Consider the following 25,464-nt stretch of genomic DNA (forward strand, 5'->3'; position numbering starts at 1 on the left):
TCGCTGGAGGTTCCGCGGATGGGCCCAGCGCTTTACGTCTTGGTGGGGAGCGCCCTTGTCGCGCTGATGCTGGTCTTCACCACGGTCGATCCGTGGCTCGACAAGGCGGGCATTCTGGTCGGCGGTCTCGACGCACACGTCTACCGCGACGGCGCATGGCGCGTCCTACACGGGTATCCGCTCTACACCGAACCCAGCGTGTTCGGGTTGCTCTACACCTACACGCCGTTCTCCACCCTCGTCTTCATCCCCATAGATCTGCTGCCGTGGGGGTGGGTCACCAACACGTGGCTGGCGGTAAATCTGGTCGTCTTGTTCGGCTGTATCCGGCTGAGCTGGCGCATCCTCGGGTATCGGCTCGATGTGCGGTCGACCTTCGCCTGCGCGTTGCTGGCGATCACCTGTGCGTTCATCGAGCCGGTCCGCACCACGCTGTACTACGGGCAGATCAACTTGGTCCTCATGCTGCTGGTGCTGTGGGACTGCGCGCGCGGCGATCGCGGCGGGCTGCGCGGGCTCGGTGTCGGCGTGGCCGCGGGTATCAAGCTCGTTCCGCTGTATTTCGTCGCGCATTTCATCGCGTTGCGGCAGTGGCGCGCGGCGCTGACGGCGTCGGCGACCTTCGTGGCGTCGGTAGGCCTCGCGTGGGCCATCCTGCCCGCCGACTCATGGCAATACTGGAGTTCGACGTTCCTCCAGTCCGATCGCATCGCGCTGGACACCCACCCCGCCAATCAATCCCTCCGCGGCGCCATCGCGCATCTGACCGGTCATCCCGCGCCGATGTGGCTGTGGCTGCCGGTGGCGGGCGCTGTGGCCGCAACCAGCCTGGTGGTGGCGGCGCGGCTGCACGCACGCGGGGAACGGCTGCTCGCGATCGTGCTCGCCGGCCTCACCGCCTGCGCGATCTCGCCGTTCTCCTGGGGGCATCACTGGGTGTGGTTCGTGCCCTTGCTGGTCCACCTCGTACATAAGGCGCTGACCCGTCCTGGGTGGTGGATCGGTGCGGCCACCCTGTACGTCTCGATCGGTGCGTGGACCTATCAGTGGAGCGAGACCTACGTGAGTGTCGGGCTGTTCTTGTATCCGCCGTGGTGGCCGATCGCGCCGATCCTGATGAACGGTTACGTCGTCGCCTATGCGGCGGTGCTGGTAGGGGCGGGAGTGGTGCTCGTCGGTCGGCGGAGGGAGCTGGATCCCGACGAGGATCGTTCTGGGCCGGGAATACATGCGATCAGGGTTGTCCTGCGCGGCACGCGCGGAGTGTCGCGACCGGTCCCGCGGCCGGATTCACCGATGCGGCCCGCGCGCGAGCCTGTCGGCGTTGCCGAAAACTGATTTCCTTGGGCGCCAGGGATTTCCGGCTCCGCTGTGCTGGTTGTCTGGACCGGCGTGCGCGGAGCCGGAAATCACCTGTCGCCTGAGCTGTGCGTCGTCGTGGTCAGAACGCGCTTCCGGTGCCGGGCAGGAAGAACCCGAGGCCCGGCCAGATGCCGAACGGGCTGCCCCAGTAGCCGAAGGGGTTGCCCCAGGCGCCGTAACCGCCCCAGCCCCCGTAGCCGCCCCAGCCCCCGCGATCCCAGCCGCCGTGGCGGTGCCGCCCGCCGTGGCCCCAGCCGCCGTGGATCTCCTCACCCTGGTTCGTCTGCTCGACCGCGACCGTGGGCCCCTGCGCCAGCGCGGGTGCCGCCGTGACCGCGACGGGCGTCAGCGCGATCGCGGAAGCCAGCGCCACTCGGGCGATCACTCGCCGGGCACGTCCGGCGTCGACGTCTTGGATCATCGGTACTTCCTCACTTCGGTACGTACTGTCCAGTCGGTGACCAACTGGCTGGTCTGGTCGACATCAATTCCCTCAGGAGGCAAGAGAACCAACCTCGCCAGTTTATATCGTACCGTTAAATAACGGCTCGTTCAATATGGCGCAATCGTACGGGAATTCGATGCTCGGACCGTCGATTCGAATCGCGCCGAAGGGAATCGAGTCCCGCGTTGGCTGAATGTTCCGGCGCGTCGGCGTGTGGGTGGGTACGGTCGACGGCACCAGACATCGATGTAGGAGCCGACAACGATGACGAGTGCCGATGTGCTGACCGATGCTTTCGAACGGATTCGGGAGGTGGTGCACGAAGCGGTGGACGGGCTCGGCGAAGACGAGCTGGCGCACCGGATCGACAAGGGCGCCAACTCGATCGCGTGGCTCATCTGGCATCTGACCCGGGTGCAAGACGACCACATCTCCGAAGTCGCCGACGTCGAGCAGGTGTGGACGGCGCGGCGCTGGTACGACCGGTTCGCTCTGTCTATCGATGCGAGGGCGACCGGATACGGTGACCGTTCCGCCGACGTCGCTGTCATTCGCGCCCCGGCCGAGCTGCTCGTCGGCTACTACGACGCGGTGCACGAGCAGACGCTGCGCTTCGTCCGGAAGTTGGGCGACAGTGACCTCGAACGGATCGTGGACATCCGATGGGATCCGCCGGTGACGCTCGGCGTACGGCTGGTCAGTGTGATCTCCGACGATCTGCAGCACGCGGGTCAGGCCGCCTTCGTGCGTGGCGTCATCGAGCGGACGACATGAGCCGGGAGTGAACCGGACGCGGCACGCACTGTCGATGCGGTGACGTAAGTTGGTGCCGCGGAACCGGATTGTTTGACAGAGAGTGCAGCCGTGGTCGTTGTGATCGTTCTGGTCGGGATCGTCGTCCTGGCGTTGTGCCTCGTCGTCCTGGCGTTGTTCGGCGTGCTGCACTGGTATGTGTGGCGGCGTCTCGTGCGGGATACGACCACCGCCGGATCCCGCGCGCGGCGCGTCGGCACCGCCGTCGTGGTGGCGTGCCCGCTGCTGCTGGTCGGCACGGTGGTGGCCGAATTGGTCTCGGCGCCATTGCCGTTCGTTCGCATCATCGCCTGGCCCGGTTACCTGTGGGGCGCGCTGTTCGTCTACCTACTGTTCGCGCTGTTCGTCGGCGAGCTGGTGCGGCTCGTACTGCGGCGGTTCGGCGAGAAATCGGTGCCCGAACCGGTCGCCGCCGTCGTGTTCGCGGACTCCACATCCGAGCCGCATGCGTTGACCGACAATGCTGTTCAGTCGCAACCTGAGGCCCCGGTCGATCGGGTGCCGCGCCGGGTCTTCGTCTCTCGCGTCGTGGGCGGGGCGGCCGTGGCCGTCGCGGCGACGACAGTCGGCTCAGGGACCTACAGCGTTCTCAACGGACCGAGCGTCAAGCACGTGGCCGTGCCTCTGGCGAAACTGCCGCGCCGAGCGGACGGGTTCCGCATCGCGGTGGTCAGCGATCTCCATCTCGGCCCGATCCTTGGCCGCGGCTTCGCCGAGCGGGTGGTCCACACCGTCAACGACACTCAGCCGGACCTCATCGCCGTCGTCGGTGATCTGGTGGACGGCAGTGTCGAGCACCTGCGGTCCGCCGTCGAGCCGCTGGCCGACTTGCACGCGCGCCACGGTACGTTCTTCGTCACCGGCAACCATGAGTACTTCTCCGGTGCCGAACAGTGGATCGACCACGTTCAGGAGCTCGGGATGCACCTGCTTGCGAACGCCCGCACGGAGTTGCCCGGATTCGATCTGGCGGGCGTGAACGACCTGCAAGGCGAACGTACCGGGCATGGCCCCGACTTCGGCAAGGCACTCGGCGACCGGGACCGCTCGCGGACCGCCGTCTTGCTGGCACACCAGCCCGTGCTCATCGATGACGCGGTAGCGCACGGTGTCGATCTGCAGCTGTCCGGCCATACTCACGGGGGTCAGATCTGGCCGGGCAATTACCTTGCAGGGCTTGTGAATCCCACGGTCGCCGGTCTGGAGCGGTACGGCGATACCCAGTTGTACGTCACCCGGGGAGCTGGGGCGTGGGGTCCGCCGGTGCGTATAGGCGCACCGTCGGACATCACCGTCGTGGAACTCGTGTCACCGCAGGCGTGACCGCGAACGCTCGCGCTATCCGAACAGTCCGCCGAGGACGCCGCCGCTCTGGCCCGCCTCCTGGCCGCCGCCGGTGCCGCCGATGAAGCCGCCGGGTGGCAGCTCCGAGGGCTGCACGATGACGAAACCGCGGCCGGAGAACGAGAGCGTCATGCCCTCGCCGGTGCTGCGACCCATGAGCCGGCCGAGGCCGAAGGAATCGTTTCGTTTGATCCCGGTCTGCAGGCTCGACGACCAAGCCACTGCCGCCTGCGGGTCGGCATAGGTCGGCTGGTCGACGTTGAGCACGACCGGCGTGCCGTGTGTGGTGATCGCGATGCGGCCCCGGCCGGTGAAGACACAGTTGAACAACCCCGCGTTGCTGGCGAACCCAGCGGCGCCCTGCACCATGCGGACGTTGTATGTCAGCGTGGAATCGAACGCGAGCACGTTGGCGCCGTTGATGGTGAGGCCGTCGGTGCCGTCGAGATCGATGGTGTGCACATCGGCGGCGCCGTTGGCGACGAACAGGTCGCCGCGGCCGGACACCTTCATCAGCGGAACACCCTCTCCGGTGAGCCGCTGCTGGATCGCTCGTCCGATGCCGCCCGAGCCGAGCGCCTGGAACTGCAGGTCGCCCTGGTAGGCGACCATCGACCCGGCGCGCGCCATGACCTCGCCGTTGACGGCGACCTTGATCATCTTGCCGCCCTGCTTCTGGATGCCGGCGCCGGTGACTTCGGCATGGCTCGGGGCGAACAGTTCGCTCTGCATCGGCAGCGCTCCTTGCTGGGGTGAGGGCATCGGTGGTGGCGGCACCGGGGCGGGCGACGAGGGATAGGCCGGTGGCGGTGAAAAGGTCGGTGACGCGGGGTGATACGGCTGTGCCACCGGATTGGTCGGTGGGTACATGGGTGGGGGAGGCGCGGCGGGTGGCGGAGTCGGAGGTGCGGGCTCGTCGTCGATGTTCACGCCGAACGCGGTCGCGATCCCGGCCAGGCCGTTGTCGTAGCCTTGGCCGACCGCGCGGACCTTCCAGCTGCCGCCGCGGCGGTAGATCTCCACGCACACCACGGCGGTCTCGGTGCTGAGTCCGCTCATCGGGAAGGCCAGCCCGCCTGCATCGGCCGCGATGGTGGCGCGCAGCGAGCCGACGCTCGCGAAGGTGGCGGGCCCGCTGCCGTCCAGGCTGGCGGTGACGACTACGCGGTCGACGTCGGCGGGTAAGGCGGAGGTCTGTATCTCCACCACGTCACCGGAACCGCGGCCGTGCCGGTAGGTGACGCCGGGGGCCACCGGCTGGTTGAAGAACACGAAGTCGGCGTCGGACCGTACTCGCCCTTCGGGGTTCAGCAGTAACGCCGAAACATCCACGGGGGCTGAACACGTAACGGTGACCGTCAGCCGATCGCCGGGAGCGGGGCGGTTCTCACCGCGGGCGAGATCGGTCACGGCGGGCCCTCCAGTGCGCAGGCGCGCCGTCCGAATGACATGCGATTCACGGCCTCCAGTGTGTCGTGCCTCCGGAGTGTTCGCTACCGAGCCGGGTCTGAGCCGCTCATGCTCGACCGCGGCTCGGGCCGTAGGACCCGCGTGCCATCGCCCGAACAGGTGTCCAGGGCCGACGTCGCCAGGGACACCGCGGGCGAGCGTGCCCGATGTCGGGAAGGTGAATTGCCTGCGCGCCCCTGCAGGGCGGGGCCCGGTCCGCAAAGGTCGGCGGCGAGGGTCCGGCCGTATCGGTCGGGCCCTCGCCGTGGCGGGTGCTGGTCAGAGGAGTTCGGCGTACATGGTGCCGTCGAGGATGCCGAATTCGACCTGTCCGGGGAACAGTGGCACCGCGCCACTGGCGTGCTGGGCGTAATTGAGCGCGATGATGTCGGTCGCCCAGCGGTGCAGTGGCCGGGGTAGACGCAGAACTCGGTGGTCGGTGCAGCGGATGTACGGGTAGGTCGTTTCGCCGGGCACGGCGAGGGGGTTGTGGATGTCGAGGTCGGCGATGTCCAGGACCAGTCCGGTCTGCTTCGCGGAGGCGACGGTCGGAGGCTGCAGTTCGATGTCGTCCATGACCGAAGACGGTAGCCCGGAGGATGCCGGATGCACGTTATTCCGAGCGAATGTCCGCAGGATTTGCTGCAGGATAGGCGTGACGGTGAGGTTCATCGAACCGTCGAACCTCACCGCTACCACCAGCGATCGCGGTCGGCTTGGGCGTACCGGTCCCGCGCTGCATGTCCCGGGGCCACCGGGACAGGGATGAGCGTAGGCGACGCTAAGGGTTCGCGGTGGCGTTTCCGCGAATCGGTGCGCATGCGCCTTCGATGCGAATCTCTCCCGACGCCCGGGCGTGATGGGTCCTGCGCATGCCATGCGGAGGATCGCGGTCTACTATGCGTGCGGCATGAAAAAGGCTGTGCGCGTTGAGTATTCGCAATAGCCCGCGCCATCGATTCGGAATCTCAGGAGGGTGGAAGACGTGCTGTACGCAATCGTAGCGGCCATTGTCGTTACGTTGTTGGTCGGTTCGGCCGCGGCCATGGTGTGGGATCCGCGCCGCCGGGACGACAGTTTAGACGAGTTCGAGCGAGATCTGATCGAGAGTGAAGCTATGGCACAGGATTACGCCCGAGCTCGCCGTGAGTGGCCACGTAAGGAAATGATCTGAATGATGGCGGTGTCGGCACCGTCCCACGGCGACAGGTAGTTCGGCGTCACGGATCGTGATGCCCGGTGACGTCGAACACCTACTCCTGGTCGGACGACCGGGGTTGGTATCGCTCGACGGCGGTGAGATCGCACGACGTGATCCCGTGGTGGACATCCGCCCGCCCGGAGAGCATGGCGCCGGCGCCCAGTCGTACTCGGCTGGGCGCCAACTCCGCCGAGGCCATCGTGGTCGTCGACCAAAGCCACCACAGGTCTGGGCGCCCAAGGCAAGCGCAGGCCCCCGGTCAGCGGGGTGTGCTCAGTCCACGGTGAATTTTCGCCAGAGACCATGCAGACCCTGTCCGCGCAGCGAGGTGCTTTGCCCGTCACGGATCGGGTGCAGGGTGATGATGCCGAATCCGATCTGAACCTTCTCCGGCAGGTTCAGCACGTGAGCGGTGTAGACGGGGGTGGCATCGACCGACCAGCCGACGGTGCCGGCATCGCGGTCGATGGTGACCGCGTAATGGTGGAATTCGGCGGGTTTGATGTCGATGCCCGCCAGCGGAGCGTGCACGATATGCGTGAACGCTTGTTCCTTGGGTACGACGCCAGGCACGAGCAACCGTTCGTGAATCGCGTAGGCGTGCTTGCTGGTCGCGATCAGGTCGAACACTTGGGCGCTGCCCATGTCGAGGACATTGAAGGCGGCGAACCCATCCCGGTAGTCCTCGCCGGTGGAGCCGATGTTCTCGGCTGCCATCTCCACCGCGAAGGTCCGAGGTCCGCCGTTGAGGTCGAACTCCTGTACCGACACCAGCAGATGCTTCGGGTTGTCGAGGATCTGGACGTCCGAGTGCGACCGGGTGAAGGCGTCGATACGGACCGACACGGTGCCATCGTCGATGTCGGTCCGGGCCGAGGGGTCGGCGTAGCTCCAGGCTTGGCCTTCCCCTAGTGGAACCTCCAGAAAACGCCACCGGTCGTTCCGGAGTTCTGGTCCGTTCAGTTCGTCATAGGTCATTGTCGCATTACCTTTCCGCCGAGCCGCCGCTGGCGGAACCAGGTCGATAGTTTTTGCTTGCCGCCCTGCGATGCAGGGAGGTCACGACGGTGTCCAGTGATCCGGATTTGTAGCCCAGTCCGCCCAGCAGCAGCCGCTCCTCGGTCAGCCGCGGGCGCACCGGTGGGCCCATCGGCCACCAGTCGTCGAGTTCGACCAGGCCGGGCTCGATCAACTCCAGATCACCGAAGTACGAGGCGATTTCCTCGTGAGTCCGGTACCAGCCGGAGCCCAAACCCATTTCGGTGAAACGCCGTTGCAGCTCGATGGCCATGTCGTGGGCCTCGGAGCCGTCGGCGGGGTCGTAGAAATGCGTAATCCCGACGTACGAACCGGCGGGGAGAGCGTCGATGTACTCGCGCATGATTCCGGCAGGATCCAGCGCATCGTCGACGTGGTGCAGGATTCCGCACAGGATCAGCGCCAACGGGCGGGTGAGGTCGAGATGCGGGGTGACCTCCGAGTGCGTAAGCAGGGTTTTCGGCTCGGTCAGATCGGCAGGCACGAAGTGGGTGAATTCGTTGCGTTCCAGCAATACTCGGCCGTGGATATTGCAGACCGGATCGTTGTCGACGTACACGACGCGCGCTTCGGGGTTCTGCTGCTGGGCGATCTCATGTGTGTTGCCCACAGTGGGCAGACCCGCCCCGATGTCGAGGAATTGGTCGATGCCCACGGTCCCGGACAGATACCTGACCACGCGGTGCAGCCAGCGGCGGTTCATCCGGGCCACGTCGCCCTGGTGTGGCGCGACCTCGGCAACCTTGTCGCGGACGTAGCGGTCGACCTCGTAATTGTCTTTGCCACCGAGTGTGGCGTCGTAGACGCGGGCGATGCTCGCCCGCGTCGTGTCCACGCCGACCGGCGCACGGACACCGGTCTGGGGAGTGGGATCGGACATGAAGACCTCTCTATGCATTGCCGCAGCCTGGCTCGCCAGCCTAGAGTCCACCGATTATCACGGCAATAACATCGGATACGTTCGGGCAGTGATGATTTCATCTCGCCGAAGGGCGATCGTTTCGACCACGACCGAGCGGTGGATACTGTACGGTACCGCCGGGTAGAACTGCGGTGGAAGCTCGCGACCCAGTCCGAGCACCAGTTGACACCGTCCTGGAAGTCGCAAGGTCGATGCTGGTGAAGCTGAGGACATCGGCCGGCTTCGCCCGGACGTCCCGGTCGGTGATCCGCGGAACGTTCGATGTCAGGCCGGGCTCGGTGGTCGTGGAACAGGTCAGCCACCGCCGTAGGCAACTCTACGTACTGGGGCGGCTCGGCTGCCAGGGATTGCCTTCAACTTATTGCCTTGTCGCTCTTGTGGATCCATGCCTCCACACTGCGGATTCAACCTGTGCTCGCGTCGTTGTTCGGCTTCGTGCGCGCCGAGTAGGATCGGCAGCCGACATCAGATGATCTGTAATGGTGGAGGCAGTGCGCCCCGCGGTCTACCCCCTATCGGCCGGAGGCATCTATGACGAATGACGAAGACAACAGTGCAGACGCGGAATCTCTCGCGGCAGAACGTGGTCCGACGGTACTGCGGATCGCGCTCGGCAGTCGGCTGCGTCAGCTGCGCGAAGGCTGCGGGATCAGCAGGGAGGCCGCGGGCGATTCCATCCGCGGATCGCACGCCAAGATCAGTCGTCTGGAGTTGGGGCGGACCGGGTTCAAGGAGCGCGACCTCAGGGATTTGCTGACCCTGTACGGTGTTGTCGACCCCGCTGAACGCGAGACATACCTGGAATTGGCTCGCCGGGCCAATGACCCGGGCTGGTGGCAGCACTACAGCGACCTGCTCCCTGCCTGGTTCGAGACCTACATCGGCCTCGAACAAGCCGCGACCACGATCCGCACCTACGAGGCGCAATTCGTACCTGGTCTGCTGCAGACCGCCGACTATGCCCGTGCGGTGATCCAGCTCGGCAACACGGACGAAACCGAGCGGCGGGTTGCCATCCGAGTGCGTCGCCAGCACATTCTCTTTCGGGTCGTCGCCCCGACCCTGTGGGCGGTCATCGATGAGAACGCGCTACGCAGACCGGTAGGCGGGATGCAGGTGCTCCTGGAGCAGATCGAGCACCTGGTCGAGATGGCCGAGCGCCCCAACATCAGGATTCAGGTGCTGCCGTATTCGGCCGGAGGGCATTCTGCCGCGGGTGGACCGTTCAGTATCCTGCGCTTTCCCGAGGCCGAACTACTCGACATCGTCTACACCGAGCAACTCACCAGTTCGCTCTACCTGGACAAACGGCGCGACGTCGAACTGTACATGTCGGTCATGAACCGGCTCAGCGTGGAAGCGTTGTCGCCACCGGACAGCCTGCAATTCCTCAAAGACCTGCTTTCGGAGATGCGCTCGGGCGAGGGTATTGCCTGAGGTGTGGTCTGCCGCGTGGCACTGACTGGTGCCCTTCTCGGCGCGATGCCGAACAACCTCGATTCGGTGGTAGCGGCTCCACGGATGAGACACGTCCTCATGGAGGAGAGTTCGCCGACGCGACGCGGTGGGATCGATGTGGCAGTATTTCTTTCGAGGTCGGGGTCTGAGGATAGACTCGGGCACTGGCTGGTTCGCCCACGGCGGCCCCGATACGAATTGGGGCCACCGGCGGGACCGAAGGGTGCGACCAGCGAATCCTGCGGTATGAGGACGATCCGGATCGGGTTGCCTTCCTTGTTTCCGCGGTGCGGAAAATAGTTCCCGTCCGACCAGTCTGTGATTCCGAATCACCTTGCGGTGCTGCCGTGCCCACGGTCGCGCCTTCTCGGATACGGCGTCGCCGGGCCTGGGTGTCCGCCCTTCTGGTCCGGTGGCGTCCGCGCGTGCGTGGTCGGGCAGGGGTCAGCGTAACGCGTCGGCCGCCGCGTCGGCGATGGTGGCGGCGACAGCGCTGAGGGCGGGGGAGTGTACGCGCCACTGCTGCCAGTACAAGGGGACATCGATGACGACGCCGGGGTCGATCGGTACCAACCGACCGGCAGCAAGATCATCCTCGGTTTGCAGGTCGGGCAGCATGCCCCAACCGAGCCCGAGGCGGACGGCCGCCGCGAATCCCGTGGACGACGGGACGTAGTGGCGCGGCGGATCGAGTGGCTTGCGGCTGCGGCGACGGAGGAGCCGATCCTGCAGGTCGTCTTTGCGGTCGAAGAGCACCACCGGGGCCGCCGCATAGGCTCCCGCGGTGGTGGCGCCGTCACCGAACCAGGTCCTGGCGAACTCTGGACTGGCCACCGGTCGGTAGCGCATCGCACCGAGTCGCTCGACCTTGCACCCCTGCACCGGTCGTGCGGTGGCCGTGATCGCGGCCATCACGGTACCGTCGCGGAGCAGCCCTGTGGTGTGCTCCTCGTCCTCGCGATGGATCTCGAAGCACACCCCGGAAGGCCCACGCCCCAGCGCGGACATCACCCAGGTCTCCAGCGAATCGGCGTTCACCGCGATCGGTACCCGGGTCGGACCCTTGGACAGCTCGTCTCCGAGTTCGCGCGCGGTGTCCCCGGCGAGCAACTCGATCTGCCTGGCCAGCCGGAGCACCGCGAGCCCGGACTCGGTGGCCCGCACCGGTTTCGTTCGCCGCACGAGAATGCGCCCCGCCGCGTCCTCCAGCGTCTTGATCCGCTGACTGATCGCCGACGGCGTCACGCTCAGTCTGCGCGCCGCCGCGTCGAACGTCCCCTCGGTGATTGCGGCGTCTAGTGCGCGAAGCTGGTCGAGCTGGAGATCCATATTAAGAGATCTTAATGATAGGTAAGAATCTTTAGCTTGTCGCGCTATGGTGCCGGGTTTAGCGTCGACAGACGTGAGCGTTTCTTCCGCGGCGGTGGCGGCCGTATCCGGTTTGGGCTTCGGCCTCTCCTTGATCGTGGCGATCGGCGCGCAGAATGCCTTCGTGCTGCGTCAGGGGATCAGCGGCAGACATGTGGCGGCTGTGGTCACCGTGTGCACGGTGTCGGACATCGTGCTGATCGCGGCCGGTGTGGGCGGGTTCGGCGTGATCGTCGAATCTGCACCGGGGGCGCTGGTGGTGGCGCGCTACGCGGGCGCGGTGTTCCTGATCGGGTATGCCGTGCCGACCGCCCGGCGGGCGCTGTCGCCGGACGCGCTGAGGGCCGAAGCTGCCAGGACAACTGCCGCCTTCGGCGCCACGGTAGCAACCTGCCTGGCTCTGACCTGGCTCAACCCGCACGTCTACCTGGACACCGTGCTGCTGCTCGGCTCCTTCGCGAGCACCTACGCGAGCCCGGACCGCTGGTTCCTCGGCGCGGGCGCGATGCTGGCCAGCCTGCTCTGGTTCACCGCACTGGGATTCGGCGCGCGACTGCTCGGACCGCTGTTTGCCCGCCCGCTGGCCTGGCGGGTGCTGGATTCGGTGATCGCGGTGGTGCTGCTCGTACTCGGACTGGGGCTACTGTGCAGCGGGTGAACAGCAAATTCACAACTGCGCCTTGATCTTTGCCACGAACTCGTAGTCGTCACGCCACTCCGGACCGGAGAGGGCGAGGACGACCCGTTCGGTGCCCGCATCGGCGTAGGCGGTCAATTGTTCGGCCGCTCGGCCGGGATCGGTGGACAGGTGGGGTGCGACGACGGTGACGGCTGGAGGCCGTCGGCCGTATTCGTCGGCAAGCGCACCCAATTCGTTCACGCTCGCGCTCACCTGGCGTGGCTCGAGTCCGATGGCGACCCAGCCGTCACCGTAGGCGGCGGCGCGGCGGCGTGCCCGCGGCGCGTCGCCTGCCACGAGGACCGGCGGCATGAGTGCGCCCGGCGACAGCGTGACCTCGGTGCCGTCGGGTAGCGTCGTCGGCCGCCCGGCGACCAGGTCGGGCAGCACTCGCAGCGCCTCGTCGGTGCGCCGTCCGCGGTCGGCGAACGTTGCCCCGGCGGCGCGCCATGCGACATCGCCGTGCACCGGGTTGCCGGTGCCGACGCCGAGGACCAGGCGATTACCGGAGACGTGCTGCAGTGTGGCGATCTGCTTGGCCGCCCAGGCCACTGGTCGCAACGCCAGCAGCATCACGCCGTAGCCGACGCGGATGCGCTCGGTTGCCGCGGCGGCGGTGGCCAGTACGACGGTGCTGTCCAGTATCGGTGCGCTGGCCACCAGATGATCGGTGGCCCAGACCGAGTCGAGCCCGATCTGCTCGGCGAATCGGGCGCTTGCCCGTACGTCCCCGAGGATGGGATTCGCGGGATCGGGCGTCGAGGTGGGCAGGATGGTGCCGATTTCCAAGGTCATATTCTCGACGCTACGAACCTCTGGCGGCCATGCCAATGCCTCGGCGACTCATCTCGATGTCTTGAACGCTCACGCCGACCCGCTGGTGTCCGAGGCGATGCGGTGTCGGGCTGCGCTCGGGTCGATCCGCACCGGAGTGTGGCTGGCGTCGACCGGGTCCTGGGTGAATGACGCGTTGCGTCCCAAAGGCTCACAGGGAGCGGACGGACGGGGGAGGAGCGCCTCGACCAGAGATTTGGACGCGGCAGCGGGCCCCGTCGCTCCGAACGCCTGGGTCGTCGCGTAGACGCCCTCCATCACGAGCATCAGCTGATCGGCCAGCGCCGACGGGTCGTGGATCGTCGTGGTTGCCGCAAGTTCATCGACCAGTGTGCTGAACTGTTCACGCACCCAGCTCTTCATCCCGACGGCGTGCTGGTGGCTCGACAGGTCGCGGTCCGGGAACTCGCCGAGGGCGATGAGGAACGGGCAGCCACGACATGATTCGGGACCGACCTGGTCGGCCAGCGCGTCGAACAGGGCAAGGATGCGCTCGCGCGGGTCGTCGCCCTCGGTGGCGGCGCTGAACCAGTCCCGGTAATGGCGGTCCTCGCGTTCGAGGTAGGCGGCGACGAGGTCGTCCTTGGAGGCGAACAGTCGATACAAGGTTGGCGGAGCCACGCCTGCCGCGGCGGCGACGCGGTCCACGCCGGTCGCGCGAATCCCCTGCTGATAGAACAGCTCCCGCGCGACGAGCAGGATGTGTTCCCTGGTCTCCGCGGCAGCTCGACGTTTCGGCTCCACAGGTCTAGAGTAGCTCGTGTCAGCAATGTTAGGGAACGTTCCCTATTATCGCGCAGGAGCGAAATATGTCCCATCCGACTGGAAAGACCGCCCTGGTCACCGGTGCCTCACGCGGGATAGGGCGCGCCATCGCCGAGCGGCTGGCTGCCGACGGCGCCGAGGTGGCTGTGCACTACGGGACCAATAAGGAGGCGGCCGACGAGACGGTGTCCGCGATTCGGCGGGTAGGCGGGCGGGCGTTCCCGGTATGCGCGGAACTGGGCGTGGAGGGCGATATCGACCGGCTGTTCGGCGAGCTCATGGCCGGGCTGGACGGCAGGCCATTGGACATCTTGGTGAACAACGCAGCGGTCATCACCTACGAGGCCACTATCGAGCAGGCCACACCAGAGCAGTTCGACCGTCTGGTCGCGATCAACGTGCGCGCGCCGTTCTTCATCATCCAGCGGGCGTTGCCGATACTGCGCGACGGCGGGCGCATCATCAACATCTCCTCCGGCGTCACCTGGTTCGCCACGCCGGAAGTTGTCTACGGGATGACCAAGGGTGCGCTGAACGTCCTCGGCCGCTCGCTCGCAAATACCCTTGGCCCGCAGGGGATTACGGTGAACACGGTCTCGCCCGGCATCACCGATACCGAGATGAATTCCTGGCTGCACACCAACGACGGCGCGATTTCCGGCGTAGCGAGCATGACCGCGCTGGAGCGGGTCGGACGGGGTGCGGACATCGCCGACGCCGTGGCCTTCTTCGCCTCCGGTGACGGCCGCTGGGTCACCGGTCAGACGCTGGAGGTCAACGGCGGCTTGTTCTTGGGGCCCAAGACACCGTCCTGGTGAACGCCCTACGCCCGAGCGGGTGCGGGTGCGGGCGCGGGAAGCGCCCGCGCCATCCGACTAGGATGAGCGGCATGGTCGAGTCGACGAGAATCGTGCTTGCTTCCCGGCCGGTGGACACACCTACCCCGGAGAACTTCCGTATCGAGACCGCTGAACTCCCGGCGCCTGCCGAGGGGGAGGTGCTGTTGCGCACACGGTACCTGTCCCTCGATCCGTACATGCGCGGCCGGATGAATTCCGCAAAGTCCTACGCCGAACCGGTCGAAGTCGGCCAGGTGATGGTTGGCGCTACGGTGGCCGAAGTGCTCGAGTCCCGCGACCCTTCGGTTGCGAAAGGCGAAGTGGTGCTGGCTTATTCGGGGTGGCAGACGCATGACATCGCGCGCGCCCGCGATGTCCGCAAACTCGAACCCGCGAAGGCTCCGGTCTCGACGGCGCTGGGTGTGCTCGGCATGCCGGGATTCACCGCGTACGCGGGTCTTCGCAAGATCGGCAAACCGCAGCCGGGTGAGACGCTCGTGGTCGCCGCCGCTACCGGCCCGGTGGGCTCGGCCGTCGGGCAGATCGCCAAGATCAAGGGCGCACGCGCCGTCGGCATCGCGGGCGGCCCACGCAAGGTCGCCTACCTGAACGAGCTCGGCTTCGACGCCGCACTCGATCATCGCGCCCCCGACTTCGCGGAACAGTTGAAGGCGGCCGTACCCGACGGCATCGACATCTACTTCGAGAATGTCGGTGGCGCGGTGGCCGACGCGGTCTATCCGCTGCTGAATACGTATGCGCGCGTACCGGTCTGTGGCCTGATCGCTCACTACAACGCGACCGAGGCACCGGCCGGGTTGGACCGGCTGCCCGCCTTCTATGGCCGGATTCTGTCCAAAAGCCTCACCGTTCGCGGGTTCATCCAGACCGAGTTCGTCCGCGAACTCTATTCGGACTTCCTGCGCGAGATGGGCGAATGGGTCTCCGACGGCCGCGTCCGCTATCTGGAGGACGTCGTGGACGGCTTGGCCGCCGCCCCCGATGCGTTCATCGGCATGCTCACGGGTCGCAATTTCGGCAAGCTCGTTGTGAAAGTCGCCGAGTGACCGCGTCGTTCGCGGCCCGGGTTCAGGCGGTGAGCGAACCGCCGCCGATCCCGAGATAGACAACCATCAGGGTGAACAGAAACCAGCCCGCGCCCTGCCAGATCGGCCAGGTCTGGCCGCGGCGCCACTGCACATAGGTTTCGACGAAGGCGCCGATGCCGCCGATCAGTAGGACGGACGACGGTCCGATCAGCATGGCGGCCTGGGCCGGCGTATCGCATAACAGCGTGTCGGCTTCCGAACAGTTCTGCCGTTCCGCGGTCCAGAGCAGGGCCAGCACGAAGACCAGCGCGGCCGTGGCGAGGACAGAGCAGACATAGGTCGCGGCGCGGCGGAATGTGCGCGGGTCGCGCCAGCGTTTCTCGACGTCGTTGACCATTTCACCACCTCGTCGCACCCAGCGTTCGGGTCCATTCGAGGTGATTGCCGAACGAACGGGGCTCAAACGTCACCTGGTCGACACCGGGATCAGGGTTTGCGGCCGATGCCCGCCCAATACCAGGCGGACTCCGGATCGACGGCGACGCCGGGGTCCGGTCGCCACCCGGCCACCGGCACGACACCAGGATCGATGATTTCCGTTCCGGTGAAAAGAGATTCGGTCTCGACGCGGCTGCGCGGATGGAAGATGAGGCCCGCGTGCTCGGCGGCCGACGCCACCCGCGCGACTGCGCGCTCGTCGAAGTCGGCGGTGGGATGGGTGATCACCAGATAGCTACCCGAGGGCACCGCGTCCAAGAGCCGACCGATGATGCCGTGCGGATCGTCGCGGTCCCGGAAGTACATCAGGATCGCCACCAGCATGATTGCGATCGGCCGGTCGAGATCGAGCGCGCTCAGGGCGGGGTCGTCCAGGATGGAGTGCGGATCGTGCAGGTCGGCATGGGCGAACGCGGTCCGGCCCTGCGGTGTGCTCGCCATCAGCGCGCGCGCGTGCGCGAGCACGACGGGGTCGTTGTCGACGTAGACGACGCGGGCCGCCGGATCGAGCTGCTGGGCCACCTCGTGGGTGTTGCCCGCGCTCGGCATGCCGGTTCCGATGTCGAGGAACTGATCGATACCCTCCGCACCCACCAGATGGCGCACCGCGCGGCCGAGAAACGCGCGATTGGCGCGCGCCATGCTGCGAATGGCGGGAACGTGCGTGGCGATCGTGTCGCCGAGCGCGCGATCAGACGGGTAGTTGTCCTTTCCGCCGAGCCAGTAATCGTAGACGCGCGCATCGTGCGGGACGCTCGTATCGAATTTGGCCGGCAACCGGGTAGTCACCTGCGCATCGCTGTGGGGCATGGCGGTTCCCTCCTGAGGTGGTGCCGCGTGTCGGGCGCCTGCGCGGCACCGAAGCCGTCCTTCGAGCGACGACTTTGTGCTATGAATTTCCTTGTTAATGATAGGCCAGCGAACGCCTGGCACGGCGCGGATCGCTGGATACCAACTGGAGTCCGAACACTGTTCGGACGTGCCGATTCTGTCCGGAATTTCCGGCGCGGTACCGCTCACGGGCCGCGCAATCGCCCCCTCAGCGCAGCGAAGGATTCGGGCGGCCGCCGTGTCGTTCGGTGGAGCGCAACTCGAACCAATATGCCGCGATAACGGTGGCGTAGCCTGCCACGACGGCCCCCGCCGTGACGACCGGCAATGCGATCAGCAGTGGAATCAGAAAAGCGGTGTTCATTGTGCCCTCCCCGCGGTCACAGTGATGTCAGCGGAAGGTTCGGCGCGGCACTGCACCGAATGATCTCACCCCCCGCACGGGTCAAATCCTCAAGGCAACAGCCCGCGGTAGGCACGGCCCGCGGCTGTGAGTCGAGTCATGCGTCGACCGGTGTGTCGGCCGGATCACCCCATCTCGATCGGGTTCAATCGATCTTGTCGCGAGTCTTCCCAGCAACCACGTGGAAAACAGGAGACAGCCATGACACGGGACGCCCGACTCGGCGGCTGTACGTAGCTGTCGCAGTGCCCGTGGCGCGCCGAATTCCACGGGAGCGCAGATCTTCTCTCGAATCTACCTCCGGCATCACCTCGGCATGCGAAAAAGGAGCACGAACGTGAGCATGATTCTCGCCGCGCTATACGACACCGTTCTTGCGGAGATTGACAATCCGACCCCGGAAGCGCCGCCGCTGGCGGACAAATTGATGCAGATGGGCCAGTACTTCACCTGGCTGGTCCAGCTCTCCGGCGTCACCGCGATCACCTACGGCGGTGGCAGGTTCGCGTGGGAGAAGTGGAATGGCGGCACCCTGCAATCGCCCAAGATGGTCGCCAGCGCCATGACCGGCGGCGTGGTGGCGACCAGCGCGGGCACGATCATGAACGCCGTCCTGGGCTGACGCGCGGCGGAGACTCGTGGCGACCGGCTCGGCGGAGTTATCTCTGCCGGGCCGCTCCTAGGTGACGAGGATTGCGGTGCCGATCCCGGCGGCCGCTCCACCGAGTGGTGGTAGGTGGCCGAGCACCGCGAACATCGTCACCGAGAGGTGGTAGTCGCCTGTGGCGATGCCGGCCTCCATTCCGGAGACCAGGGCGAGGCGCTGCTGCTCGGTGATCACATCGTCGGCGAGGGCGCGTTCGGTCATCCGCGCAAACAGGGAATGTACGGTGTCCGGATCCCAAATCACCGCCTCGGATCCGATGTCGTCGATCGAGAACCCGGCGGCCGTGAGCAGACCGCGCAGGCGGCGGCCCGATGTGGGGTTCGGGGTAGCCGCGAGCATCGTCGTCGTCAGCCGGGTGATCACGTCGGCGTCGCCAGGATGGGCGATCGCGGTGTGCCAGTCGCTGTCGACGAGCAGCACCCGCCCGCCGGGCCGCAGTACCCGCGCGATCTCGGCGGTGGCAGCGGCCGGGTCATCGAGATGCTGGTAGACGCGCTCGCAACGCACCGCGTCGAAGGAATCGTCCGGGAAGGGCAAGTGGTAGGCGGTGCCCTCGACGAATCGAGCCCGCGAACCCGCGGCCTCGGCTCGCGCCCGGGCAGTGGCGAGCATCGCGGGATTCGGATCGACGCCGACCGCGTCGCCGTCGCGGCCGACGCGGTGCGCGAATTCCAGCACCTCGGTTCCTGTTCCGGCGCCTATGTCGAGCGCGCATTCTCCCGGCCCGACGGCCAAGGCGTCGTGTCCCCAGCGGCGCATCCGTTGAATACCCGGTATTGCTGCCTGAAGATCGAGGATGCCGATCAGTGCGGTCATCGGGTCGTCGGTAGCCGCGTCGTCTCGCACGCTGTCGGTGCGATCGGAGGGAATCGCGTCCAAATGGAAGGACAGTGAAGGGCGGGGTGTCGCCTGCTCGCTGGGCATGCTCCGACAGTAATCCCACACCGCCCGCCGGTGGCGTCCGCGTACTCGCCGCGACAATGTCGGTGGCGAGTAACTGCTCGTTCGACCGCCACGCCTATTCCGTTCCTGCGCAAAAGTTTTGGCGAGTCCGGAGCACGGGATCGTCGGCGCGAAGCAAGGGTCTTGTCGTCGATGTCGCGCTGTCGAGGCAGCGCCAGGGCTGACCACCGTCTGGGCGAGCCCGCTGCCCTGGTCACCGCGTCTCGCTCGGGTTGCGGCCGTCTCGATGAACTGCTGCGCCGTCGATGGAGGGATGGCAGTCAGGTGACCGGCGCTCGGTGTGCATGGGCCGACTGCGTTATCGGCCCAGCCGGCAGTTCGATCCGATCCATGACCACGTGGATATCGAAGTGGGCGACATGTCCGGAAGCATCGAATTCGATGTTGCCCGCGACGCCGTGGCCGCTGAACTCGAGCCACCGGTAGTCATCGAGAAATTCGGTGAGCAGGCCCCGCCTGGTCAGGTAGCTGTGGAGGGCGCGTCGATGATCCGTCAGCGGCAGCGCACCGACGCCGTAGGCCAGCACGCGCGCAAGGCCGGACGCGGTGGGTGGCGGCAGCACGAACGCCGGATGTTCGACGAGAAACGCCACGCACGTGCCGTCGGTGACACCGCAGTAGGAACTCCAGCGCCCACAGACGACCTTCGCGGCGTCGGCCAGCAGCCCGGCCACTTGGTGCGGCTCGGGTGCCGCACCCGCGAGGGTGACGGGCAGTTCTGCTGCGCATAGTTCGGCTACGCCGTACCGAAAGCCGAATTCGCGCACCGTCTGCGACGCCTTGATCAGCGCAGGCGGGTAGCCCCAGGGATTTGCCCACCCCCACAACCACGACTCGGCGTCGGCCGTGCCGAGCAGGTGGACGTTGGTGCACACGAATGAGCGCTCTGCACCGACGAATTCGAGTCGGCGTCCATCCAGATCGGCTTGCCACACATGTGCGCCCAGCACTTCTTCGAGGTGGAGTCGGTGCTCGAGCGACAGCAACCCCGCGTCATCGAGCAGCCTCGTCAGTGGCACAGGTTCGGACACGCTAAGCAGCGTAGTCAACCCTGATTCCCCGTCTCCGCTGGTGCGGCACCGATCCCAACGGCCCATCGAGATTCGGTCGGTCGGCAGACAGTGCAGTTTGTGCGAATCTATTACGCTGCAACATGTCTCGATTCCTCCGTACTGAAAGACTCTTGCGTCGACATCGATCCGCAGGGCGGCGGCTACGCGGACGAGCGCAGCGACAAATATCGACATGGCGGGGTCAGCGCGCTCGCCGCGGTGTGGGCGGCCCCGGATCCATTGCTGGCGAGTTGAACTCACGAGCGTCGATAGCGGGCCCACGTGGAACTGGCGGGCACATCCGAGGGCTGCCCACCCGAGTCCACTCGCATAGCCCAGCTCGTCCCTCGACACATACTGCCGCCGCGCCCTCGGATACATCGCACTCGCGATCGCCGCCCTGCTTGCTGTGGTCGCGATAATCCTGCCGAGCTACGTAGCCGATGCACTGATCAAGAACGTCGACCTGGCTCACCTGCTGCCGATGAGAGGCCGGATCACACTTCCCGCACAAGCGGTCGGACGAACTGGCGACGACGAGATGATCGCGCTGTCGTTGCATTACTCCGCCGCTCGAGACACAGCGGGCCATCAGCGCCCGGAATTCGGCATGCACGGCGGCGGGTCGGTGGGTCATCCTTGGTCCGCAACACCTGCCGCCCGCTGCCGCTAGCTCGACTTTCAACGTCCGAGGTGCCCGTGTTGATCATGGGTGAAATGCTCGGTTGAGCATTTCTATTGCTACCGAAGGAATTTCGCACCATATCTACGATGATCAGTGTCCACTGCGCCGGACCGGTGGGACGCGTCGGCCGAGCACCTGCTCGACGAGCAGGAACGTGCCGATGACAATCATCGCGGCACACCGGATAGTCGGCTCACCCCCGCGCGGCGGTAGGTCGTGAGGTATCCACTGTGACGCCGCCGACGAAATGTATGGGCTGTGACTTGCTGCTTGCCGCAGCGGCGGTGCCCGGTCTGACGTCTGGGCGTATCCGATTCGTTCGGGCGGTGCTGCATGTGCGCTCCGCGCAAACTTTCATTCGCGGAGAGCGTAGTCCGCCCACGGCTCGGTTCATAGCCTGATTCATATGCGCAGTTATAGCGAGTGCCCAAGGAGGAGTCGTGGAGTGTCCGACGCCGCGAAATACGCGTTCGACCTCGATCCTCGTCGGCGCACTCACCGAAACGTCACCGGAGGCTGTGCGGCGGCGTCCGTCGCGTCCGGGCGTAATCGGCACATTTCAAGGAAAGACTGATGAATTGGAGCTCGATCGGTGTCTTCGCGATTGATGGCCACGAGGAGTTCTGTCCGGTGCTCGACGAGGCGCGAGCGGGATGCGGACAGCCAGATATCTCCGTATCCCGAGGAATCGGATGTGCACCTTGCAGTGCAACTCGGTAGTGTGCGCTTCGATTTCACGGCTTGCGCTACCGCGGCATTGTTGTTCATACAAGATTGCCGCGCCCGCCGCTATCCGAAGCATGTCGCGGTGATCCCTGGTGACGCCCATGGATACCCACGCCTACCCAACGAACGCCTGTATCTGGAGCCCTGAACCGTCAATGAGCCCAATAACTCGAACCGACCTGATCGTCGCGGCTCGCGCTCCATGCCTTGGGATCGCAGCTTCCGCGGCAAGTCGTCGGACTACCTGACCGTAGATCGGGTGACAGCGTTGTCACCGGAGCCCGGATGGATTCGTCTCCAGGTGAGGGTGTGCGACACCCTCGCTACCCCTACAACGGCGTTGGCGGCGGTTCACAATGGTGTGGACCTGGAGACGGTTCCGGTGAGGTGCGTTCACCTTTTCGCATCAAGCTGTGCAGCAGGTGGTTGGGCATTGGCCGATGGCACCCGAGTTCGCCGGGCGAACTCGCGACCAGCAACGATCTGAGAGGCAGTGACCCCGGCGACGGACTACTCTGGCCTACACCGACTCGTCGGATGCCTGGCGTGCTCCGGTGTGTGAACCGATCACGGAGTAGGGAAGTGGTGACGGTGAACGAGAAAGCCGTCTTTGTCCAAAACGCCACGACACGCGTCGTCGCCCCGCATGAGCGCGCAGACTACTGGTCCGAGCTGATCAACTCGTATCACCGGCGTCTGGGCTATGCCTTCCCACATGGAGGAAGTGGCTTCGAGGGTCGTACGACCTTGCGACGCACCCGCGACTACCAGCTCATCGGCTGGGAATCCGACGCGGTGACCTACTACCGTAGCGCCGGACATGTGCGCGGCGACTCCGACGACGATTTTCGACTGCTGCTACCCACCGCCGGGCAGGTGGACCTCTGGCAGGCCGGCCAGCACGCGCGCCTGCCATCGGGTGTCGGTTGCCTGGTGACTATCGACCGACCGTTCGCATTCTCGCTGGGTGATGGCAGCAGGGGACTGCTGATGACCATTCCCCGACGCGAGGTCGACCATCGCCTGGGCCGCACGCCGGAGCTACCCGCTACTCCCGCCGACCTCACGTCGGGACTCGGTAGGGTAGTCGCCGACCTCGCCGCCGGGCTGTTCGCCGAAGGCGGCGACCTGACTCGACATCAATTCGACACCATCTCTTCCCACCTGGTGGAACTGCTGTGCATGCACATGATCGGCGACCAGCCCACCAGCCCCGGCCATCTCGCCGACGTGGAAGCCGCTGTTCGACACTACGTCCGCACCCACGCCGCAGACCACGACCTCACAGGCGCGACGATCGCGCGCGCTCTCGGTTGGTCGCTGCGACAAATCCAGCTCGCGTTGCAGCATGCCGGCACCACACCCAGCGAACTGATCAAGGAAGAACGTCTGCAACTTGCCTATTCGCGCCTGCGCAGTCCCGTCTACCGTGACGGGAGCATCACAGACCTTGCCATGGGACTCGGCTTCAGCTCGGCCAGCGCCTTCAGCACGGCTTTCCGTCGCCGGTTCGGCGCCAGCCCGCGCGATGTCCGCCATGGTTGACAGGCGTGCTGTCGTGAACCAGGGGACGCCTCAGCCGGACCGTATCGCGATGTCCCGAACGCGCGCGGCCGCGATGTCGAGCAGGCTTCGGCCAAAAGTAAGGATCGTGTGCCGCAGCCGGTGGCCCTGACACGAAGGGTCGCAGCGCCGGGGAGGTGGGTTCTGCAACGAGCGAACATGTGGCCGGTGCGACGACGTCCGGCCGACCATCCGTCGGCCCGTCAGCCGAGAGCCAGCAGGGCGATGGCGGTTGTCGCGCCGGCCAGGCCGAGGGTCTGTTGCCAGACCAGGCGTTCTCCGAGCACGGTTATGCCCAGCAGTACGGGGATCGCAGGGTACAGGGAGGACAGCACGACGGCGATCACGACCAACTGCTCCCGGATGGCGAGCAGGTAGCTGATCAGGGCGAGGACACCAGTCATGAGTGACAAGGCGATGGTGAGTGGGCTCGGACGGCCGGTTGGGGTTGCGGCGTGCAGGAGCGGTACAAGGGTCACAATCGCGGCTAGGCGTCCGCTGACGACAGGCCAGGTACCGGCCGCTGCATCAGCCTGGGCGAGTGCGAGGTATTGGACTGCGATGCCGGTGCCGGCGATCAGCGCGTCGACCGTTCCGGAGGTTGATCTGCTAACGGCGTCGCGGTCGTGCGAGACCAGCCAGAGCGCGGGAACTGCCGCGACGATCCCGACCCAGGCCAGCGGCGAGGGTCGTTCGGCGAGCCAGAGCACGCCGACCAGCACGGGCAGCGCGACGCCGCCGACAGCGCTGACCGGGACGACCACACTCATTGCACCCGTGCTGAGTCCGCGGAAGAGGAACAGCATGCCGAAGGCGGTGCCGACGCCTGAAACAGCGCCCCACACAAGGCTTTCCGTGTCGAGTGCGGCGGGAAACAGGGGCGCGGTGGCCAGTGCGGCTACCAGTCCGCCTATTTGCCCGAACAAGGCGACGGTGCGGAAATGGATACGCCGTGCAAGCAGCCCACCGGCGAAGTCGGAGACACCATAGGCCGCAGCGGACGCGAGCGCCAGCGCTGCGCCCGTCATCCGTTCCGCTCCCGCTCGGCCTGCCCGACCGGGCAGATGGCATCCGTGGTACAAGAGGCGCGATCGCACAGGCGGCACAGTAGATCGGCGTTGCCGATTTCGGCGTACAGCCCGGTCAGCACCTTATCCAGTAGCCCGGACAGGATGGCGCGTTCCGCTGGGTCGAGCACGGCCAAGGCTTGCGCCAACCGGCCACTGCGCGCAGCGAGGATGTCCGCTGCAGTACGGCGGCCGCGCCGGGTGAGCCGGATAGCGATCTCGCGGCCCTGACCGGGACGTCGTTCGGCGAGCTGCCGACTTACGAGGGCATCTACCATGCGGGCCGACGCGGGCTGGCTCAACCCCACACGTCTACCGAGTTCGGTACCGTTGAGTCCCGGAGACACGGTCAATACTACGAGTGCCGAAGCAGCACTCGGACCGACCCCAGACAACTCGGTTACGCCTTCGAGCATCAGATCGGTAACCGCCAGCGCGGCCGCGCCGAGCAGATTACCGGTTCGCGGATCATGCATGACTCATGCATACCACCGATGGCCGGACGCAATCGGTTGTCGCAACCTCTCAGTAGTGCGGAGTTGCGATGGGTGTGCCGCAAAAGCGAGCTTTGGACCGAGGGCGGCGGCCGTCGATGCGGTTCACCGGGGCGGTCGAACCCCTGCCGCAACGTCTCGCCGGTCGTCCCCATCCGGCCGCGATTGTGGTGATCGCCGCCCACTCCGAGGCGTAATCGTCATCGTCGCGGTGCTCGCGAAGGGATGTGATGGTTGGGCATGGCAGTCGGCGCGCCCGGCCCGGAATAGCTTCGCGCTGGTCGCCTCCGCTTCAGCGAGAGCAGCAACTTCATCGTTGTCGTCCGCCGCAGGAAGACGCCCATTACGGTGGATCGGTGCGCATCTTCCTGGCCGGTGCGACCGGCGTTATCGGAGTCCGCCTGCTCCCGCTGCTGATCGAGGCGGGGCACGAGGTCGCGGGCATGACCCGGTCGGCCGCGAAGGCGGATCAGGTGCGTGCAGTCGGGGGCGTGCCGGTCGTCTGCGATGTGTACGACGCGGACGCACTGACCGCGGCCGTTGTCGCGTTCCGGCCCGAGATGGTGATGCATCAGCTCACCGATCTGCCCGACGACGCCGCCTTGCTGCCGGCACGAGCAGGTGCGAACGCGCGGATCCGCACCGAAGGCACCCACAACCTGATCGCCGCGGCGCGGGCCGCCGGAGCGAAACAATTTCTCGCCCAGAGCATTGCCTGGGAGCCGCCCGCGGGGCGGAGTGAGGTGATCCAGGCGCACGAAGCAGCCGTGCTCGATATCGACGGCGTGGTGGTGAAGTATGGCCAATTCTACGGTCCGGGAACCTATTACGAGACAGAGCCGCCCGTTCACCCACGTGTGCACGTCGACACCGCCGCCGAGCGGACGATCCCTGTGCTCGACGCGTCCAGTGGCGTCGTGATCATCGCCGACGCGTCCTGAAAACACCG

General features: G+C 66.2%; 29 protein-coding genes. 14 read left to right on the top strand and 15 right to left on the bottom strand.

Annotated features, from left to right (window positions below):
- Positions 1–18: 18 nt before the first annotated feature.
- Complete coding sequence (locus AB0H00_RS24235; protein ID WP_357270188.1) at positions 19–1,338, top strand: glycosyltransferase 87 family protein; 1,320 nt, start codon at positions 19–21, stop codon at positions 1,336–1,338.
- A gap of 103 nt (positions 1,339–1,441) precedes the next feature.
- Here the strand turns inward: AB0H00_RS24235 and AB0H00_RS24240 are convergent, their stop codons facing one another.
- The gene (locus AB0H00_RS24240; RefSeq protein WP_357270191.1) at positions 1,442–1,783 is read right to left on the bottom strand and encodes a hypothetical protein; all 342 of its coding nucleotides are present in this window, start codon (positions 1,781–1,783) and stop codon (positions 1,442–1,444) included.
- Positions 1,784–2,071: 288 nt separating this feature from the next.
- Here AB0H00_RS24240 and AB0H00_RS24245 point away from each other — a divergent pair, with 288 nt between their 5' ends.
- Both AB0H00_RS24245 and AB0H00_RS24250 read left to right on the top strand, forming a co-directional pair.
- The gene (locus AB0H00_RS24245) at positions 2,072–2,581 is read left to right on the top strand and encodes a DUF664 domain-containing protein (RefSeq protein ID WP_357270194.1); all 510 of its coding nucleotides are present in this window, start codon (positions 2,072–2,074) and stop codon (positions 2,579–2,581) included.
- A 90-nt stretch (positions 2,582–2,671) separates the two neighbouring features.
- The gene (locus AB0H00_RS24250) at positions 2,672–3,943 is read left to right on the top strand and encodes a metallophosphoesterase (RefSeq protein WP_357270197.1); all 1,272 of its coding nucleotides are present in this window, start codon (positions 2,672–2,674) and stop codon (positions 3,941–3,943) included.
- A gap of 15 nt (positions 3,944–3,958) precedes the next feature.
- Here AB0H00_RS24250 and AB0H00_RS24255 read toward each other — a convergent pair whose 3' ends face one another.
- The gene (locus AB0H00_RS24255; protein WP_357270200.1) at positions 3,959–5,374 is read right to left on the bottom strand and encodes an AIM24 family protein; all 1,416 of its coding nucleotides are present in this window, start codon (positions 5,372–5,374) and stop codon (positions 3,959–3,961) included.
- 318 nt (positions 5,375–5,692) lie between these two features.
- Positions 5,693–5,989: a hypothetical protein gene (locus AB0H00_RS24260; RefSeq protein WP_357270202.1), complete on the bottom strand. Its 297-nt coding sequence runs from the start codon at positions 5,987–5,989 to the stop codon at positions 5,693–5,695.
- A gap of 409 nt (positions 5,990–6,398) precedes the next feature.
- Between AB0H00_RS24260 and AB0H00_RS24265 the strand changes: the two genes are divergently transcribed.
- Entirely contained in the window at positions 6,399–6,587 is a 189-nt protein-coding gene (locus tag AB0H00_RS24265) for a hypothetical protein (RefSeq protein WP_357270205.1), read from the top strand.
- A 300-nt stretch (positions 6,588–6,887) separates the two neighbouring features.
- Here the strand turns inward: AB0H00_RS24265 and AB0H00_RS24270 are convergent, their stop codons facing one another.
- Together AB0H00_RS24270 and AB0H00_RS24275 are read right to left on the bottom strand one after the other, a co-directional pair.
- Positions 6,888–7,592, bottom strand: coding sequence for a DUF6081 family protein (locus AB0H00_RS24270; protein WP_357270208.1), 705 nt, complete (start codon positions 7,590–7,592; stop codon positions 6,888–6,890).
- A gap of 7 nt (positions 7,593–7,599) precedes the next feature.
- Positions 7,600–8,532, bottom strand: coding sequence for an SAM-dependent methyltransferase (locus AB0H00_RS24275; RefSeq protein ID WP_357270210.1), 933 nt, complete (start codon positions 8,530–8,532; stop codon positions 7,600–7,602).
- Positions 8,533–9,105: 573 nt separating this feature from the next.
- Between AB0H00_RS24275 and AB0H00_RS24280 the strand changes: the two genes are divergently transcribed.
- Positions 9,106–10,011 carry a helix-turn-helix transcriptional regulator gene (locus tag AB0H00_RS24280; protein ID WP_357270213.1) on the top strand — a complete coding sequence of 302 codons (906 nt, stop codon included), beginning with the start codon at positions 9,106–9,108 and terminating at the stop codon, positions 10,009–10,011.
- A 465-nt stretch (positions 10,012–10,476) separates the two neighbouring features.
- On the opposite strand, the gene AB0H00_RS24285 is transcribed toward AB0H00_RS24280, so the two are convergent.
- A complete protein-coding gene (locus tag AB0H00_RS24285; protein WP_357270216.1) occupies positions 10,477–11,361 on the bottom strand; it encodes a LysR family transcriptional regulator ArgP in 885 nt (294 codons plus the stop codon).
- Positions 11,362–11,434: 73 nt separating this feature from the next.
- On the opposite strand from AB0H00_RS24285, the gene AB0H00_RS24290 reads away from it, so the two are divergent.
- A complete protein-coding gene (locus AB0H00_RS24290; RefSeq protein ID WP_357270218.1) occupies positions 11,435–12,058 on the top strand; it encodes a LysE/ArgO family amino acid transporter in 624 nt (207 codons plus the stop codon).
- Between the two features lie 9 nt (positions 12,059–12,067).
- On the opposite strand, the gene AB0H00_RS24295 is transcribed toward AB0H00_RS24290, so the two are convergent.
- Both AB0H00_RS24295 and AB0H00_RS24300 read right to left on the bottom strand, forming a co-directional pair.
- Positions 12,068–12,874: an LLM class flavin-dependent oxidoreductase gene (locus tag AB0H00_RS24295; protein ID WP_357270221.1), complete on the bottom strand. Its 807-nt coding sequence runs from the start codon at positions 12,872–12,874 to the stop codon at positions 12,068–12,070.
- A 69-nt stretch (positions 12,875–12,943) separates the two neighbouring features.
- A complete protein-coding gene (locus AB0H00_RS24300; protein ID WP_357270224.1) occupies positions 12,944–13,657 on the bottom strand; it encodes a TetR/AcrR family transcriptional regulator in 714 nt (237 codons plus the stop codon).
- Positions 13,658–13,722: 65 nt separating this feature from the next.
- Here AB0H00_RS24300 and AB0H00_RS24305 point away from each other — a divergent pair, with 65 nt between their 5' ends.
- Together AB0H00_RS24305 and AB0H00_RS24310 are read left to right on the top strand one after the other, a co-directional pair.
- Entirely contained in the window at positions 13,723–14,496 is a 774-nt protein-coding gene (locus tag AB0H00_RS24305) for an SDR family oxidoreductase (RefSeq protein WP_357270227.1), read from the top strand.
- A gap of 62 nt (positions 14,497–14,558) precedes the next feature.
- Positions 14,559–15,584: an NADP-dependent oxidoreductase gene (locus AB0H00_RS24310; protein WP_357270230.1), complete on the top strand. Its 1,026-nt coding sequence runs from the start codon at positions 14,559–14,561 to the stop codon at positions 15,582–15,584.
- A gap of 22 nt (positions 15,585–15,606) precedes the next feature.
- Here AB0H00_RS24310 and AB0H00_RS24315 read toward each other — a convergent pair whose 3' ends face one another.
- From AB0H00_RS24315 to AB0H00_RS24325, 3 genes are all read right to left on the bottom strand, one after another.
- On the bottom strand, positions 15,607–15,963 hold the full coding sequence (locus AB0H00_RS24315; protein WP_357270232.1) for a hypothetical protein: 357 nt from the start codon (positions 15,961–15,963) through the stop codon (positions 15,607–15,609).
- Between the two features lie 89 nt (positions 15,964–16,052).
- Entirely contained in the window at positions 16,053–16,874 is an 822-nt protein-coding gene (locus AB0H00_RS24320; protein ID WP_357270235.1) for an SAM-dependent methyltransferase, read from the bottom strand.
- A gap of 229 nt (positions 16,875–17,103) precedes the next feature.
- The gene (locus AB0H00_RS24325; RefSeq protein WP_357270238.1) at positions 17,104–17,259 is read right to left on the bottom strand and encodes a hypothetical protein; all 156 of its coding nucleotides are present in this window, start codon (positions 17,257–17,259) and stop codon (positions 17,104–17,106) included.
- Between the two features lie 382 nt (positions 17,260–17,641).
- Between AB0H00_RS24325 and AB0H00_RS24330 the strand changes: the two genes are divergently transcribed.
- Positions 17,642–17,920 carry a hypothetical protein gene (locus AB0H00_RS24330; protein WP_357270343.1) on the top strand — a complete coding sequence of 93 codons (279 nt, stop codon included), beginning with the start codon at positions 17,642–17,644 and terminating at the stop codon, positions 17,918–17,920.
- Between the two features lie 57 nt (positions 17,921–17,977).
- Here the strand turns inward: AB0H00_RS24330 and AB0H00_RS24335 are convergent, their stop codons facing one another.
- Positions 17,978–18,889 carry a methyltransferase domain-containing protein gene (locus tag AB0H00_RS24335; protein WP_357270241.1) on the bottom strand — a complete coding sequence of 304 codons (912 nt, stop codon included), beginning with the start codon at positions 18,887–18,889 and terminating at the stop codon, positions 17,978–17,980.
- 299 nt (positions 18,890–19,188) lie between these two features.
- Positions 19,189–19,959 carry a DUF6882 domain-containing protein gene (locus tag AB0H00_RS24340; RefSeq protein ID WP_357270244.1) on the bottom strand — a complete coding sequence of 257 codons (771 nt, stop codon included), beginning with the start codon at positions 19,957–19,959 and terminating at the stop codon, positions 19,189–19,191.
- Between the two features lie 99 nt (positions 19,960–20,058).
- Between AB0H00_RS24340 and AB0H00_RS24345 the strand changes: the two genes are divergently transcribed.
- The 3 genes from AB0H00_RS24345 to AB0H00_RS24355 all read left to right on the top strand — a co-directional run bounded on the left by AB0H00_RS24345 (position 20,059) and on the right by AB0H00_RS24355 (position 22,936).
- On the top strand, positions 20,059–20,235 hold the full coding sequence (locus AB0H00_RS24345; RefSeq protein ID WP_357270247.1) for a hypothetical protein: 177 nt from the start codon (positions 20,059–20,061) through the stop codon (positions 20,233–20,235).
- 154 nt (positions 20,236–20,389) lie between these two features.
- A complete protein-coding gene (locus tag AB0H00_RS24350) occupies positions 20,390–20,653 on the top strand; it encodes a hypothetical protein (protein ID WP_357270250.1) in 264 nt (87 codons plus the stop codon).
- A 1,329-nt stretch (positions 20,654–21,982) separates the two neighbouring features.
- Positions 21,983–22,936: an AraC family transcriptional regulator gene (locus AB0H00_RS24355; protein ID WP_357270253.1), complete on the top strand. Its 954-nt coding sequence runs from the start codon at positions 21,983–21,985 to the stop codon at positions 22,934–22,936.
- A 221-nt stretch (positions 22,937–23,157) separates the two neighbouring features.
- Here AB0H00_RS24355 and AB0H00_RS24360 read toward each other — a convergent pair whose 3' ends face one another.
- Together AB0H00_RS24360 and AB0H00_RS24365 are read right to left on the bottom strand one after the other, a co-directional pair.
- Complete coding sequence (locus AB0H00_RS24360) at positions 23,158–23,982, bottom strand: EamA family transporter (protein WP_357270256.1); 825 nt, start codon at positions 23,980–23,982, stop codon at positions 23,158–23,160.
- The gene (locus AB0H00_RS24365; protein ID WP_357270259.1) at positions 23,979–24,497 is read right to left on the bottom strand and encodes a MarR family transcriptional regulator; all 519 of its coding nucleotides are present in this window, start codon (positions 24,495–24,497) and stop codon (positions 23,979–23,981) included. The genes AB0H00_RS24360 and AB0H00_RS24365 overlap by 4 nt, the downstream gene beginning before the upstream one ends.
- 68 nt (positions 24,498–24,565) lie before the next feature.
- On the opposite strand from AB0H00_RS24365, the gene AB0H00_RS24370 reads away from it, so the two are divergent.
- Both AB0H00_RS24370 and AB0H00_RS24375 read left to right on the top strand, forming a co-directional pair.
- Positions 24,566–24,712 (top strand): hypothetical protein, encoded by a 147-nt coding sequence (locus tag AB0H00_RS24370; RefSeq protein ID WP_357270262.1) that lies wholly within the window; start codon positions 24,566–24,568, stop codon positions 24,710–24,712.
- 159 nt (positions 24,713–24,871) lie between these two features.
- Positions 24,872–25,456, top strand: coding sequence for an NAD-dependent epimerase/dehydratase family protein (locus AB0H00_RS24375; protein ID WP_357270265.1), 585 nt, complete (start codon positions 24,872–24,874; stop codon positions 25,454–25,456).
- Positions 25,457–25,464: the final 8 nt, after the last annotated feature.

Origin of the sequence: Nocardia sp. NPDC023852 (assembly GCF_040639505.1) — a bacterium.
Taxonomy (GTDB): domain Bacteria; phylum Actinomycetota; class Actinomycetes; order Mycobacteriales; family Mycobacteriaceae; genus Nocardia.